11 protein-coding genes are annotated in these 15219 nt (G+C 71.0%); 3 read left to right on the top strand and 8 right to left on the bottom strand.

Going from position 1 to position 15219, the window contains the following annotated elements; genetic code table 11:
- Position 1: 1 nt before the first annotated feature.
- Together OG709_RS32015 and OG709_RS32010 are read right to left on the bottom strand one after the other, a co-directional pair.
- The gene (locus tag OG709_RS32015; RefSeq protein ID WP_250302961.1) at positions 2–436 is read right to left on the bottom strand and encodes a roadblock/LC7 domain-containing protein; all 435 of its coding nucleotides are present in this window, start codon (positions 434–436) and stop codon (positions 2–4) included.
- Entirely contained in the window at positions 426–2363 is a 1938-nt protein-coding gene (locus tag OG709_RS32010) for a sensor histidine kinase (protein ID WP_250302959.1), read from the bottom strand. The genes OG709_RS32015 and OG709_RS32010 overlap by 11 nt, the downstream gene beginning before the upstream one ends.
- 539 nt (positions 2364–2902) lie before the next feature.
- On the opposite strand from OG709_RS32010, the gene OG709_RS32005 reads away from it, so the two are divergent.
- Complete coding sequence (locus OG709_RS32005; protein ID WP_250303145.1) at positions 2903–3772, top strand: carbon-nitrogen hydrolase family protein; 870 nt, start codon at positions 2903–2905, stop codon at positions 3770–3772.
- Positions 3773–3953: 181 nt separating this feature from the next.
- Positions 3954–4913, top strand: coding sequence for a DMT family transporter (locus OG709_RS32000; RefSeq protein WP_250302957.1), 960 nt, complete (start codon positions 3954–3956; stop codon positions 4911–4913).
- A 12-nt stretch (positions 4914–4925) separates the two neighbouring features.
- On the opposite strand, the gene OG709_RS31995 is transcribed toward OG709_RS32000, so the two are convergent.
- The 5 genes from OG709_RS31995 to OG709_RS31975 all read right to left on the bottom strand — a co-directional run bounded on the left by OG709_RS31995 (position 4926) and on the right by OG709_RS31975 (position 12465).
- Positions 4926–7955: an alpha-mannosidase gene (locus OG709_RS31995; protein WP_266645803.1), complete on the bottom strand. Its 3030-nt coding sequence runs from the start codon at positions 7953–7955 to the stop codon at positions 4926–4928.
- A gap of 73 nt (positions 7956–8028) precedes the next feature.
- Positions 8029–9282 (bottom strand): glycoside hydrolase 5 family protein, encoded by a 1254-nt coding sequence (locus OG709_RS31990; protein ID WP_266645805.1) that lies wholly within the window; start codon positions 9280–9282, stop codon positions 8029–8031.
- 49 nt (positions 9283–9331) lie between these two features.
- Positions 9332–10183, bottom strand: coding sequence for a carbohydrate ABC transporter permease (locus OG709_RS31985; protein ID WP_250303144.1), 852 nt, complete (start codon positions 10181–10183; stop codon positions 9332–9334).
- Between the two features lie 5 nt (positions 10184–10188).
- Complete coding sequence (locus OG709_RS31980; protein ID WP_250302952.1) at positions 10189–11160, bottom strand: carbohydrate ABC transporter permease; 972 nt, start codon at positions 11158–11160, stop codon at positions 10189–10191.
- 12 nt (positions 11161–11172) lie between these two features.
- On the bottom strand, positions 11173–12465 hold the full coding sequence (locus OG709_RS31975; RefSeq protein WP_250302950.1) for an ABC transporter substrate-binding protein: 1293 nt from the start codon (positions 12463–12465) through the stop codon (positions 11173–11175).
- Positions 12466–12862: 397 nt separating this feature from the next.
- Here OG709_RS31975 and OG709_RS31970 point away from each other — a divergent pair, with 397 nt between their 5' ends.
- Positions 12863–13867 carry a LacI family DNA-binding transcriptional regulator gene (locus OG709_RS31970; protein ID WP_250303143.1) on the top strand — a complete coding sequence of 335 codons (1005 nt, stop codon included), beginning with the start codon at positions 12863–12865 and terminating at the stop codon, positions 13865–13867.
- 94 nt (positions 13868–13961) lie between these two features.
- On the opposite strand, the gene OG709_RS31965 is transcribed toward OG709_RS31970, so the two are convergent.
- Positions 13962–15155 carry an MBL fold metallo-hydrolase gene (locus tag OG709_RS31965; RefSeq protein WP_250302948.1) on the bottom strand — a complete coding sequence of 398 codons (1194 nt, stop codon included), beginning with the start codon at positions 15153–15155 and terminating at the stop codon, positions 13962–13964.
- Between the last annotated feature and the right edge of the window lie 64 nt (positions 15156–15219).

The following is a 15219-nucleotide window of genomic DNA, read 5'->3' as shown; positions in this document are numbered from 1 at the left end:
TTCAGCGCCCCGTGGCACTCGATGCGCCGGCCCGCCTGCGGGCCGGCGTCACCAGATAGGGACGCACGCTCTTCACCAGCATCGCCATCTCGTACCCCAGTACCGCCGCGTCGGTCTCCCGGCCGGCCAGTACCGCGAGGCAGGTGCCCGAGCCCGCCGTCGAGACGAAGAGCAGGGTGGAGTCGAGCTCCACCACGACCTGCCGTACCTCGCTGCTGTCGCCGAAGCGGGCTCCCGCGCTGCGGCCCAGCGAGTACAGGCCGGAGGCGAGGGCCGCCATGTGGTCGGCGCTGTCGGCGTCGAGGCCGTGCACCGACTTCACCAGACCGTCGGCGGACAGCAGAACGGCGTTGCGGGTGAACGGGACGCGCTGGACGAGCCCGCTCAACAGCCAGTCGAGATCGGACGCGTGCGCGGTCGGCGCTTCACTCACCATGGTGCATCTCCTCCTTGAAAACGTCTTCGTCGTACGGCGGTCCGTCGCCGAACCCCCGTTCGGGCTGCGCCTCGGCGAGGCTGATGCCGCGCTGGAAGGCCGCCATCAGACCCGGGTCGTGGACCGCCGGATGTTCTTCGTCCGCACGTGGTGCGGGAATGTCCTTGAGCTGCGGGACCAGATGCTCCTGGCTGCGGCGCCTGGGCAGGTCGGGGCGGAGCGCCGGGGAGAGCTTCGGGCCGGTCCCGATGTCGTACTGGGCGGGGTGGCCCGGCGCGCCGGGCTCCGGCGGTGGACCGTGCTGGACACCGGGGAGCGCGGCTGCCGGATTGGGCCGCTCGCTCCGGGTGTCCCGTACCGGCAGCGGCGAGGGTCCGGGGTTGTGGACAGCGGGAGCGGTGCCGGTGGGCGGATCGGCGCTGTACCGAGCGGGTGCGGGCGGGGCGGGCGTGGGCGCGGTGTCCGTGGACGGGGCGGGGGCGGACCGTTCCTCCACCCGGTCGGCCGGCTGCGGCAGTGGCTGCGGCTCGGGGCGGGCCAGCTGCTGGGGGCCGTGAGCACCCGACGGCTGCAGTCCGGCCTGGTCGGCCCCCAACAGCCCTGCGGGCAGGACGAGTACGGCCTGGACTCCGCCGTAGATATTGGCCTGCAGCCGGACCGAGACCCGGTGCCTGCGGGCGAGCGCGGCCACGACGTACAGCCCGATCCGCCCGTCCTGGAGCAGATGGCCGACGTCGACCTGGTCGGGGTCGGCGAGCAGGGCGTTCATCCGGTCGGCCTCGGTGACGGACATGCCCAGTCCGCGGTCCTCGACCTCGACGGCGAGCCCGGCGGTGACGTGCTGCGCGCGCAGCAGCACCTGGGTGTGCGGCGCGGAGAACACGGTCGCGTTCTCGACCAGTTCGGCCAGCAGGTGGATGACGTCGGCGACGGCGTGTCCGCGCAGGGTGCCGTCGATGGGCGGTACCAGTTTGACGCGCGGGTACTGCTCGACCTCGGCGATGGCGGAGCGCATCACCTCGGTCAGGGTGACCGGGTTGGACCACTGGCGCCGGGAGATGGCACCGCCGAGCACGGCGAGGTTCTCCGCGTGCCGGCGGATACGGGTGGCCAGATGGTCCACGTGGAAGAGGCCCTTGAGCAGCTCCGGGTCCTCGACCTGGTTCTCCAGCTCGTCGAGCAGCTGGATCTCGCGGTGCACCAGCGACTGGAGCCGCCGGGCGAGATTGACGAAGACCTCGACCTTCTGCTCGTCGGCCTTGTCCGCGGACGGCGCACGGGATCCGGCGCGCGTGGTCGCCACCGCCGCCGCGGGGGACACCGTGGTCCCGGCGGACGGCGCGGCGAGCCGGGCCGCCTGGACCACGGAGGCGACCGCGGTCTCCTGGGCCCGGGCCAGTTCCCGGGCGAGCAGTTCGAAGGCGTCGCCCCGGGCCGACCCCGAGGGCAGAGGCCGCCGGGCGGGCGGCTCCTCCCCCCGGCCGAGCTGCTCGACGACGGCGCGCAGCTCGACCTGGCCACGCGCGCTGGAGCGGCGCAGGGCGTTGCAGCGGTCCAGCACCGTCCTGGCTACCCGGTCGGCGCCCAGCGCCGCTGCGGCCATGGCGGCGGCGGCGAGGGCCGCGCATCCGGCGAGTACCGCCCGCAGCGCCGGCAGCGCAGACGCCTGGGGGACTCCCGCGGAGTGGATCGTGTAGACGACGGCCGCCGTGCCGCTCAACGCTGCTACGACGGTCGGGAGAATGGCGGTGCGCAGCAGCTGAGGCCGTATGCGGGCCTCGGGCGTCGGCGGGGCGGACCGGGTACGGCGGGCGGCGGGCGGAGCCGGGGCGGGGCCCGGCGGGGGAACGGGGCGGGTGCCCGTCCGTCCGTGCCGTCCGCCTTCTTGGCGGTCCGTCCGCGCATCGGGTGCGCGAAGATGAGACATCAGCGTCCTCGGTACGTGGGATACCAGGGCTTACCGACAGGGGCGCAACTCACCCGTCGCGGCTCCCTGTTGATCAGCAGCCACTCACAGTAGTCGCCACGCCGCCACGCCCGGTGCGCAGTTGCCGAACTTGCGCGCTCGACGTCCCGCTCTGGTATGAGGGTTCGTACGTCCGGCCGAAAAATATGCTGCTGTCATGACGCAGGTTGCCGTCGCGGTCGCGCCGGGTTGACGGCGGCCGACCGCGACGGCACCATGTTCACGGCGTGGCCTACGCCCGACCTTCCCCGACCGCCCCCGGCGCGGTCTTCCACGAAGGCAGAGGGAATCCTGTTCTCAGGTCGCTGTTCTGGTCCGATCGTCTCGGGCGTGGCCGCTGGGGGGCTCCCGTTCGGGGCGTGGAAGGCCAGATGACAGCCCATAGGAACCTCAAGCGCCGGGTCCGTGCCCGCGCCGCCAGAACGGGTCAGTCCTATACCACTGCCCTCCGGCACTTCCGGTCGAATCCCATCGGAGACGTGATGCCGGAAACGAAGCATGTGCGGTTGGCCGTTGCTCAGACCACTGTCCGCGAAGACCCCCGCGAGAGCGCCGAACTGCGCGCAAGCGGGCGGGAACTGCGCGGTCTGATGCGGGAAGCCCACCGGGCGGGCGCCAGGATCGTACATTTCACCGAGGGAGCCATCTGCTTCCCCGACAAGCGGGTGATGTCCGTCGACGGCCCGGACAGGGTCGGGCCCGCGGACTGGAACCGGTTCGAGTGGACGGTGCTGCGCTCGGAACTGACCGCGACGGCGGAACTGGCCGGAGAACTCGGGCTCTGGACCGTGCTGGGCTCGGCCCACCGGCTCACCGGGCCGAACCGGCCGCACAACAGTCTGTATGTGATCTCCGACCGGGGCGTGGTGGTGACGCGCTACGACGAACGCATGCTGTCGAACACGAAGGTCTCCTACATGTACACGCCCGGCTCGGTGCCGGTCACCTTCGAGGTCGACGCCGTGCGGTTCGGGTGCTCGCTCGGCATGGAGGCCCACTTCCCCGAGATCTTCGGCGAGTACGAGCGGCTCGACGTCGACTGCGTCCTCTTCTCGACGACGGGCGGCGCCCCGGGCTTCGCCACCGAAGTACGGGGGCACGCCGCGGTCAACAGCTACTGGGCCAGCTTCTCCGTGCCCGCACAGCAGAGTTCGGTCGCACCGGCCGGGGTGGTCGCCCCGGACGGCGAGTGGGCCGTCCGGTGTCCGCGGGACGGGACGCCGTCGGTGGTGGTCGTCGACATCGAGTGCGGTTCGGACGCCATCGTGAACTCACTGGCCAGGCCGTGGCGGCGCACGGCGCGCGCCGGTCTCTACGACCGGTACATCGTCCGTGAGGACGCCCGGAGCGACGACCGCAGCCTGTTCTGACCCGGGGCGTGTTCCGGGTGACGCGGCACGGACAGCTGCCGCGTTGTCAGCGCACTGTTGTGTGACCAGGTGACGAAACTATTCTGTGCGTCGTTGCCACCCGCATTGCCGGGCGCACGGCCGAATCCGGCCGGGCGGCCGTGACCGGCGACCGCGGACCTCTGTCGAAAGGCGCTCCCTGATGCCGGTTGCCCTGGTGCTGCTGCTCTCCGGTACCTGGCTGCTCTCCGGGTCCCTGGTCACCGGGACCGACCCGCTGATCGTCGCGGTCGGCCGCACCGCGGTGTGCTGCGCGGCGCTCACCGCGGTCGCCGCTTCGACCTCCGCCGGCCGGGCCGACCTGCGACGGGCGGTGGCCCGGCCCGGCACCGTCTGGCTGTTGGGGCTGCTCGGCTTCGCCGGGTACGCGGCGGGCACCCTCCTCGCCATCCCCCGCATCGGCACCTCGCTCACCAACCTCGTCGTGGCGCTGATGCCGTGCGCCTCGGTGGCCGTGGGGGCGGTCTGCTTCGGGGAGCGGTCGACGGTACGCAAGGTGCTCGGCGCGGCTGTGGCGGCAGCAGCCGCCGCGGGGTACGCGGCGCTCGGCGCCGACGCGGGCGACATCGACGCGATGGGCCTGCTGCTCGCGGGCGCGGCGACCGTCGCCTTCGCGGTGTACGGGTTCCTCTACCGCGACCGGCTCGCACATCTGCCGCCGCTCGCCGTACTGCCCGTACTGCTCGGCGCGGCGACCTGTCTGCTGGTACCGATGTCCCTGCCCGCCCTGGTGCACCGCCCGCCGTCCCTCGGCGCGACCGGCGGCATCGTGCTGCTGGGCGCGGCGGTCTACGCCCCCGCCTACCTCGTGCAGCACCGGCTCATCCTGCTCCGCGGCCCGGTCTTCACCGCGGCCGTCCAGCTCGCGGTCCCGTTCACGGTGCGGCTCGGGGACTGGGCGCTCGGCTCGGCCGCCGCTCCGTCGGCGGCCGAGCTCGCGCTGCTCGCGGTGTGCTGCGGCGGGATCGCACTGGTCACCGTCCAGCGACGGACCGCGCCGGCCACCGCTGCGCCGCCCGCGGCACCGCCTGACGCAGCGGCGCCGCTACCGGACGCCGTGGTCCCGCCCCCGGGCAGAGGGCGGGACCACGGGCTCCGGTAGGCCCGGTCGGGGCTAGCCGCGCTTCAGCCGCAGCGTCACCAGCTCGAAGGGCCGCAGCGTCAACCGCACCGCGCCGTCGGCCAGTTCGGGCAGCGGCGCGTCCTCCAGGGTGCGCTCCAGGAGGTCGGTCGCGACCGCTCCGGCGACCTCGAAGCCCGCTGCGACACGGGCGCGGGCCCGGCCGCCGGCCGCCTCGTAGAGACGGACGACGACGTCTCCGCTCGCGTCGTCGGCGAGCTTGACCGCGGAGACCACCACCGCGTCGTTGTCGACCGACACCAGCGGGGCGACCTCGGCGTCGCCGGTCACCCGCCGCTCGGGCAGGTTGACGCGGTAGCCCTCACGCACCGCGTCGGTGACGCTCGCGCCCGGCGCCAGCGCGTGCCGGAAGCGGTGGACGCCCTGATCGGTCTCCGGGTCGGGGAAGCGCGGGGCACGCAGCAGGGAGACCCGCACCGTGGTCGTCGTGCCGCCGTCGTCCGCGCGGACGGTGCGGGTCACGTCGTGACCGTAGGTCGAGTCGTTGACCAGCGCGACGCCCCAGCCCGGCTCCTCCAGGTGGACGAAGCGGTGGTTGCACGCCTCGAACTTGGCGGCCTCCCAGCTGGTGTTGGTGTGGGTCGGACGGTAGAAGTGCCCGAACTGCGTCTCCGACGCGTACCGCTCGGCGTGCACGTCCAGCGGGAAGGCGGCCTTGAGGAACTTCTCGGTCTCGTGCCAGTCGACCTCGGTGGCGATGTCGAGCAGTTTGGCCCCGGGCGCCAGGGTCAGCAGCTGGCTGACCTTCGACTCGCCGAAGCTGCGGACCACGCGCACCGCGACGGTGCCCGCGTCCTCGACCGGGGAGACCTCGTCGGCGTCCGTGAGGTCGGTGACGGTGTTCCGGTAGAACTCGTCGACGTCCCAGGCGTCCCACATGTTCGGGAAGTCCGGGTGGATCTGCAGCAGGTTCGCCGCGCTGCCCGGCGCCACGCTCTCGCGGTCAGCTTCGATGTCGTACGCGGAGACGACCAGACCCCGGCCGTCGACCTCGATCCGCAGCAGGCCGTTGTCGAGCACGAAGCCGCCGCCCTCGCGCGCGGTGAGCCGGGCCGCCGGACCGGCCACCGGCGCCGACGCCCCGCCGAACGCGACGCCGTTCCGCTGGTGCGGGGCGCCGTTGAAGACCAGCTCCGAGCCGGCCGACGCGTCACCGGCGAGTGCGCGTTGCGCGGCGTCGATGATGCCGTTCAGCTCCGCGGCGACGGCGGCGTACGTCTTCTCGGCCTCGCGGTGCACCCAGGCGATCGACGATCCCGGCAGGATGTCGTGGAACTGGTGCAGCAGTACGGTCTTCCAGATCCGGTCCAGCTGCTCGTACGGGTAGGAGAATCCGGCCCGCACGGCCGCGGTCGCCGCCCACAGTTCGGCCTCGCGGAGCAGATGTTCGCTGCGCCGGTTGCCCTGCTTGGTCTTCGCCTGGCTGGTCAGGGTCGCGCGGTGCAGTTCCAGGTAGAGCTCGCCGACCCAGACCGGTGCGTTCGGGTACTCCGCCTCCGCCTTGGTGAAGAAGTCGGTGGGCGTCTCCCAGGTCACCGTCGCGGAGCCTTCGAGGTCCCGCAGCCGGGCGGCCTTCGCGATCATCTCGCGGGTCGTGCCGCCCCCGCCGTCGCCCCAGCCGGTGGGCGCGAGCGAGTGCTCCGCCACGCCCTTGTCCTTGAAGTTCTTCGCCGCGTGGGCGATTTCGCTGCCCTTCATCGAGCAGTTGTACGTGTCGACGGGCGGGAAGTGCGTGAAGATCCGGGTGCCGTCGATGCCCTCCCACTGGAAGGTGTGGTGCGGGAACTTGTTGGTCTGGCTCCAGGAGATCTTCTGGGTGAGCAGCCACTTGGACCCGGCGGCCTTGATGATCTGGGGCAGCCCGGCGGCGAAGCCGAAGGTGTCGGGAAGCCAGGCCTCGTCGTTCTCGATGCCGAACTCGTCGAGGAAGAACCGCTTGCCGTGCACGAACTGGCGGGCCATCGCCTCCGAGCCCGGCATGTTCGTGTCCGACTCGACCCACATCCCGCCGGACGGCACGAACCGCCCGTCCGAGACGGCCTCCTTGACCTTCGCGTAGACCTCGGGCCGGTGCTCCTTGATCCAGGCGAACTGCTGCGCCTGCGACATCGCGAAGACGAACTCGGGCTCGTCCTCCAGGAGCGCGGTCATGTTCGACGTCGTACGCGCCACCTTGCGCACCGTCTCGCGCAGCGGCCACAGCCAGGCCGAGTCGATGTGGGCGTGGCCCACGGCGCTGATGCGGTGGGCGGACGGCGTCGCGGGCGACGCGAGGACACCGGCGAGCTGCTCGCGGGCGGCGGCGGCTGTGCCGTTCACGTCCTGCAGGTCGACCGCGTCGAGCGCACGGCCGACCGCGCGCAGGAGGTCCCAGCGGCGGGCGCCGTCGACGGGCAGTTCCGCCATCAGCTCACCCAGCACCTCCAGGTCCTGGACGAGCTGCCACACCGTCTCGTCGAAGACCGCCAGGTCCATCCGGGCCAGCTTGTACTGCGGTTCGGTGCCCGCCGTCTCCTTGTCGCCCAACCGGGTCGGCAGGAAGGGGTGGTAGTCGAGGATCACCGGGTTCGACGCGCCCTCGATGTGCAGCCGGACCTCTTCGCCGCCGCTGACGGGCGCCCCGATGCGGACCCACTGGTTGCGCGGGTTGAGCCCCTTCACGGGCGTGCCGTCGGGGCGGTAGACGAGCCCCTCGCACTGGAAGCCGGGCATGTTCTCGTCGAAGCCGAGGTCGAGGATCGCCTCGACGCTCTTCCCCGCCCACTCGGCGGGGACGGTGCCGGTGACGCGGAACCAGCTGGTCCCCCAGGGAGCCCCCCACGCGTCGCCGACCGCGATCGGTTCGGGCGTGGCGGCAAGCCCTTCGGCGACGGGGACGGGCTCGCCCGGTGCGTTCCACACCGCGACGTCCAGCGGTACGGACTCGGGGTACACGGCGGGGCGGATGCGCTCGTCGAGTACGCGCTTGAGGCGGCCTTCGACCAGGGCGCGGTCGTCATGCATGAGGGGGTACTCCGTTGTGAGTGGGGGTGCGGGTCGGTACTACCGGTGGTGCGAGGGCGGGGCAGGTCACCGGTCAGCGAACCTGGTCCGGGGTGAGGACCTCGGTGATGCCCCGGGCAGCCAGGTGCTCCTGGTCGGCGGCGAGGCTCGCGAGTACGGCGGTGGGGCGGACACCCTCCGCCGTGAGCCGGAAGAAGGCCTCGAAGAACTCTCCGCCGGGGGCGCAGGTCGAGCGCCGGGGGGCGGTCTCGTCGTCGCCCGCGTCGACGACGAGGGCGGTGGCGCGGGGCGCGGGACGGTTCTCCTTGCCGCGCCACTCCTCGACGATCCGGGCGATGGACCGTCCGGCGGGCTTGATCTGCCCGTCGTTGGTCAACAGGCCGAGGCTGTACTCCAGTTCGGGGAAGTCCGCCAGCGAGCGTGACACGTCGTGGGAGCACCACCAGGTGACACCCCAGACGTCCTCGCAGTCCAGCGCGTTCGCCACGGTCGCCTCGGTGAAGGCGGCGGCGTGCTCGGCCGGGACGAGCGGGGCGGGGGCGCCGACCTCCTGCAGCCACACCGGCCGGTGCGGGTCGAGCGCCCACGCCTTGGAGAGCTCGATCATGTACGCGCCGTGGTGCTCGGTGGGCACGGCGGTCCGGCCGTGCCGCTGCGCGGTGCCGTTGAAGACCCAGGAGTGCACGGTGGTGGCGGCGCCGAGGCGGGCCGAGTGCGCGGGGGTGAACGGCTGCTCGTTCTGGTACCAGGCGGCGTCGTACTCGGCGTGCAGATGCATCTTCCCGGGCGCGCCCTCCTCGCAGGCCTCCAGCATCCGGCGCAGCCAGCTCTCCGCCTGGCCGGTCGAGATGCGGTCCGGATCGGGGTGGGGGCCGCTCGCGAACTGGTTGATCTCGTTGCCGAGGGTCATGCCGATGAAGTTCGGCCGGTCGGCGAGGGCAGCCGCGAGCGTACGCAGGTACTCGGCCTGCCCGGACACGACATCCGGGTCGGTGAAGATGTTGCGCCGGTGCCAGGTCCGGGTCCAGGCGGGCAGGAAGTCGAAGCTCGACAGGTGGCCCTGCAGCCCGTCCACATCGACGTCGAGGCCGCGCTCCCCGGCCGCGTCCGCGAGCTGCACCAGCTGCTCGACGGCGCGTGGCCTGATCAGGGTGCGGTTCGGCTGGAAGAGCGGCCAGAGCGGGAACACCCGGATGTGGTCGAGGCCGAGGCCCGCGATCGCGTCGAGGTCGGCGCGTACGGCGTCGATGTCGAAGTCGAGCCAGTGGTGGAACCAGCCCTGGCTGGGGGTGTAGTTGGCGCCGAAGCGCGGAACGGAGGAGCTCATGGGGGAGGAAGTGTCCTGGTTCTGTGGTGCGGCACGGATGGGGTGGGGCTCAGCCCTTGACGGCGCCCTCGCCGACCCCGCGGAAGAAGAAGCGCTGCAGTCCGGCGAAGAGGATGATCAGCGGGAGTACGGCGATGATCGTGCCCGCGGCGACGAGGCGTTCGTCGTTGGCGAAGGTGCCGTGCAGATAGTTCAGGCCGATGGTCAGGGTGAAGTGGTCCGGATCGCTGAGGACGATCAGGGGCCACAGGAAGTCGTCCCACGAGCCCATGAACGCGAAGATCGCGACGACCGCGAGGGTCCCCTTCACCGCGGGCAGGGCGATGCGCAGGAACCGCTGCCAGACGTTCGCCCCGTCGACGAAGGCCGCTTCCTCCACCTCCTGCGGGAGGTTGAGGAAGGCGTTGCGCATCAGGAGGACGTTCATCGCGCCGATGCTGCCGGGCAGCAGCACGGCGATCAGGGTGTTGTTCAGGCCGAGGTCACGCATCGTCGTGAACTGGGCGATGATGATGCCCTCGACGGGGACGAGCATCGCGAGGATGAACGCCAGGGTGGCGGCCTTGCGCCCCCGGTAGCGCAGCCGGGCCAGCGCGTAGCCGGCCAGTGCGGCGCCGACGCAGTTGGTGACGACGTTGGCGGCGGCGACCTTGACGGAGTTCAGCGCGTAGTCCCACACGGGGATGGTGTCGGCGACGCGTGTGTAGTTGCCGAAAGTGGGGTGGCTGGGCAGGAACTTCGGCGGTGAGCTGAAGATGTCCTCGGTCGGGCCCTTGAGCGAGGTGGACAGCTGCCACACGAACGGGCCCACGGTCAGGGCGAGCACCGCGAGCAGCAGCACATAGCGGAGGACGAGTTGCCAGCCGGGGACGCGCTTCCCGTCCTTGTCCGTGATCGTCATGGTCTTCACGCGTCCTCCCTGCGGTCGGCGCGGAGCACCAGAAGCATCAGTACGACGGTGACGACGAACACCACGACCGAGATGGCCGAGGCGTAGCCGACGCGGCCGGAGAGTCCGGTGCCCACCCGCTGGACGAGCATCACCAGGGTGGTGTCCTCGCCTGCCGGGCCCCCGCTGGGTCCGGCCATCAGATAGACCTCGGAGAACACCTTGAAGGAGCTGACCGAGGCGAGCGCGGCCACCAGCACCATGGTGGAGCGGACCGCGGGAACGGTGACGGCGAAGAAGCGGCGTACGGCGCCCGCTCCGTCGACCGAGGCGGCTTCGTGCAGTTCGCGGGGGACGTTCGACAGCGCGGCGAGATAAATGATCATGTAGTAGCCGAGCCCCTTCCAGACCGTGACCGCCATCGCGCTGCCGAGCAGCAGCCACTGGTCGCTGAGGAAGCCGACCTTGCCGATCCCCACCGCTTCGAGGAGCGCGTTGATCAGTCCGCGGTCGTCGAGCATCCACACCCAGATCAGGCCGACGACGACGATGGACGCGACGACCGGGGTGTAGAACGCCGCGCGGAAGAAGGCGATTCCGGGGATGTGCCGCTGCACCAGCATCGCGAGGAGCAGCGGCAGGATCACCAGTGCGGGGACGACACCGACCATGTACAGGACGCTGTTGCGCAGCCCGATCCAGAACATGTCGTCGTGCAGCAGTTCCTGGAAGTTCGCGAGCCCCACGAAGTGGCCGGGCACGAGGGTCCGGCGGTCGGTGAAGGCGTTGACCAGGGTGCTGAAGAACGGATAGAGGATGAACACGCCGACGACCAGCAGTCCAGGCGCGGCGAACAGCCAGGGACTGAAGGGAAGTTGGCGCCTGATGCCACTGCGGGCCGCACGGCCGCCGGAGCCGTGGCTCCGGTCGGCCGGGCCCGCCGGCGTACTGACCGAGGAGATCACCTCGGGGGCGGTGGAGGAGTTCATCGCGGGCTCGGCTCAGCTCTGCTGCAGGAGGCGGTCACAGGCCTTGACAGCGTTGTCAAGGGCTTCCTTCGGGCTCTCCTTGCCCTGCAGCGCCCGCGCCACCGCGTTGCGCAGCTCGGTCTTCATCTGGTCACTGAACAGGACCGGCGTGTAATTGACCGCCGTCTTCAGCGACTTGGCGGCGGCGACGCGCACCCGGGTCACGTCGGTGCCGTCCTCCTTGGTGAAGTACGGGTCGTCCAGGGAGCCCTCGGTGCTCGGGAAGATGGCCACCTTCTTGGCGAACTCCATCTGCCGGGTCGCGTCGGTCACGAAGTGGGCGAAGGCGACGGCGGCGGGCTTCTTCTTGGTCCTGGAGTTCACCATCACGCCCATGACGTACATGTTGGCGTGGCCCGTGCTGCTGACCTGGTCGGTGATCCCGATGTTCTTGTAGAGGCTCGGGGCCTGCTTCTTGAAGTTGTCCAGGTCGAGCGCGCTGCCCGGGTTCATCGCGACGGACCCGGTCTGGAACTTGTGGCCCGTCGACTCGGGGGTAGCGGTCAGCGCCTCCGGGTCGAGCGCCTTCGCGTCGTACAACTCCTTGTAGTGGGTGAGGAGTTCGACACCCTTGGCGTCGTTGAAGGCGAAGCCGGTGCCCGCCTTGTTCATGAGCTGCCCGCCGTAGCGGCCGAAGTCCTCGATGGTGGGGATGTTCGCCAGGGTCGCGATCTTGCCCTTGCTGTTCTTGGCCATCTTCAGCCCTGCGGCGAAGACCTCGTCGTACGTCTTCGGCGGGTTCGCGGGGTCGAGGCCCGCCTCCTCGAAGAGGGTCTTGTTGTAGAAGAGCGGCCCGGTGTTGAGGTACCAGGGGAAGGCGTAGGTGCCCTGCATGCCCGGTATCTGATGGCTCTTCCAGGCGCCGGGCAGGTACTCCTTGGCGTACTTCGCCGCCGTCTTGTCCTTGTCGAGGTCCATCGCGATGCCGGCCTTGGCCAGCGGGGCCACCAGGTCGGGCGAGACGTTGACGACATCGGGGAGCGTGCCGCCCGCGGCGTCGGCGCTGATCTTGTCGGGGTACCCCTCGGCCGGACGGTCGACCCACTTCACATGGGTGCCCGGGTACTTCTTCTCGAAGTCCGCGACGACGCCGTTGAAGTAGTCCTTGAAGTTGGCCTGCAGGTTCCAGGTCTGGAAGGTGATGTTGCCCTCGATCTTGCCCGAGGAGTCGGCGGAGCCGGAGTCGGCCCCACCGCCACAGGCGCTGAGCGGCAGGACGGTGGCAAGAACGACGGCAGCGGCGACTGCTCTGCGGGAGATACGCACGGTGAACGGCTCCTTTGCTCGGACCAGGCGTGAAGGCGCAGGCCGACGCTGCGAGGCCGCCGGACGTCTACACCCAGCAGACATTGCAATGCCTGCTGCGGAAAAGTCAATACATTCGCCCGACCGAACTCGCTCCCGGGTCCAACTGTGCAGGTCAGGCAGGTGCACATCAAGGGTTGCGCTGAACTACTAATGCGCTTTAGGTTGCTTGCACTCAAGCGCATTAGTCCACGGAACGAACAGCGTCGGCCGACGCGTGCCAGGGGCCGTATGATGCGCGACAGAGCGCACACGCGGAGTAATCGGAACGCTGGGAAGGCGAGTACGGGTGACAACGAACCTCCCGTCGGGCGACGGCACTCCGCCGGCCAGACGCAGCGCGGCACGCCGTCCGACGATGAAGGACATCGCCCGCCGCGCCGGTGTCTCGGAGAGCGCCGTCTCGTTCGCGCTGAACGACCGGCCGGGCGTCTCGGAGATCACCCGCGACCGGGTGCGCCGGGTCGCCGAACAGCTGGGCTGGCGCCCGAACACCGCGGCCCGCGCGCTCTCCGGCGAGGGCTCCGCGACCGTGGGTCTGGTGCTGGCCAGGCCCGCGGCGATGCTGGGCGTCGACTCGTTCTTCCTTCAGCTGATCTCCGGCATCCAGGAAGTTCTGGCGGAGCGTCACCTGGGCCTGCTGTTCCAGGTGGTGGAGGACACGGCAGCCGAGTGCGCGGTCTACCGGCGCTGGTGGGCCGAGCGCCGCGTCGACGGCGTCCTGGTCGTCGATCTGCGGGTCGACGACCCCCGCCCGGAGTTGCTGGACGAACTCGGGCTGCCCGGGGTGGTCATCGGCGGACTGCCCGGTTCCCACCCGAATCTGTCGCAGATCCGGGCCGACGACGCAGGCGCGATGGCCTCCGTCGTCGGCCGTCTGCACGCACTCGGCCACCGGCGCATCGTGCACATCGCGGGCCTGCCCTCACTCGCCCACACCGAGCGCCGCATCCGCTCGCTGCGCGCCGAGGCCGACCGCCGGGGCCTGGCCGAGGTCCGCTCGGTACCGACGGACTACTCCGACACGGAGGGCGCTGCGGTCACCCGCCGGGTCCTGCTGGGCGACGCACCGCCCACCGCTCTCGTCTACGACAACGACGTGATGGCGGCGGCCGGGGCCGCGGTCACGACCGGCCTCGGCTTCGGCGTTCCCCGTGACGTGTCCATCGTCTCCTTCGAGGACTCGGCACTGTGCCGCATGGTCCATCCGTGGCTGACGGCGCTCTCCCGGGACACGGTCGCCTTCGGCCGGGCCGCGGCCCGGGAACTGACCGCACTGGTCGACGGGGGGCCCGCCCGCGCCGTGCAGGTACCGCTCCCCCAGTTACTGGAACGGGAGAGTACGGCCGTCGCATCGCGGTGAAGGCGCCCCCGGACCGCGGGCGGTGAAGGCGCCCCCCGGACCGCGCTTCCCGCCGGGGGCGTTCCTCAGCCGCCCGGAGTACCCGGACCGCCCGTCACTCGGTGGCGCCGGCGGTCCGCCGGGAGGTACCGGTGGGCCGGGGCCGCCCCGTCTCCGCCGGGGGCCAGGTGGGCCAGCCGTGCTCGGGCAGCGCGGCGACCGACCGCCACCACGGCGTCACCTCCGGCCGGTCCGCCGGTTCGAACGGCTCGCCCGGCCGTGGCGCGGCCGTGGCGACACCGGCCTTGTGTCCGGCCAGCATCGTCCGCTCGGCAGGTTCCGCCCACGGGTGGAACGCCAGATTGAACGTCCCCCAGTGGATCGGCATCATCACCCCGTGCGGGCCGCCCTGCAGGTCCAGGTGGGTACGGATGCCCTCATCAGGGGTCATGTGGATGTCGGGCCAGTACTCGCTGTACGCCCCGACCTGGATCATCGTGGCGTCGAACGGCCCGTGCTCCGCGCCGATGTCCTTGAAGCCGGGGAAATACCCCGTGTCGCCGCTGTGGTAGATCCGGTGGTCCGGACCCGCGACGGCCCAGGACGCCCAGAGCGTGTGCTGCTGATTGCGCAGGCCACGTCCGCAGAAGTGCCTGGCGGGGGTGGCGGTGAGCCGGAGCCCGGCCACCTCGGCGGTCTCGTTCCAGTCCAGCTCGTGCATCCGGTCCGGGGTCACGCCCCAGCGCTCCAGATGGGCGCCGACACCGAGCGGCACCACGAAGACCGTGTCCGTACGTGCCAGGGCCTTGATGGTGGGGAGGTCGAGATGGTCGTAGTGGTCGTGGGAGATCACCACGACGTCGACGGACCCGACCGTGGCGAGCGGCACCGGAACGGGGTGCAGCCGCTTCGGCCCGGCGAAGGAGAACGGGGAGCAGCGCTCGCCCCAGACCGGGTCGAACAGCACCCGCCGCCCGTCGATCTCGGCGAGCACGGTGGAGTGCCCCATCCAGGTGAGCCGCAGCCCCGAAACGGGCGGCTTGGCGAGGTCGGCGAGGGTCGTGGCGTGTACGGGCACGGTCCCGCCGGGAGACCTGAGGACCCGCTCCTCCTTGCGGAAGTAGACCTTCGCGAACTCCCCCATGGATCCGGCCGGTCGCGTCCTGGCCCCCACCGGGTTCTGGAACACCCCGTCGGCGAAGTTGGGCGAGCGGCGGATGCGCGCCATTCGCTCCCCGGCCGGGTCCGCACCGAAGCCCTCCGGCCGCAGTGCGCGGAGCCGTGGCCGCAGAGAACGGGAATCGGGCACAGGGACCTCCTGGTGTTCGATGTCGATCCATTATGTGCGGACGACGCGACGGAGGAGGGACGGG

The organism is Streptomyces sp. NBC_01267, assembly GCF_036241575.1.
Classification (GTDB): domain Bacteria; phylum Actinomycetota; class Actinomycetes; order Streptomycetales; family Streptomycetaceae; genus Streptomyces.
This window is presented reverse-complemented; position numbering and strand designations above follow the sequence as displayed.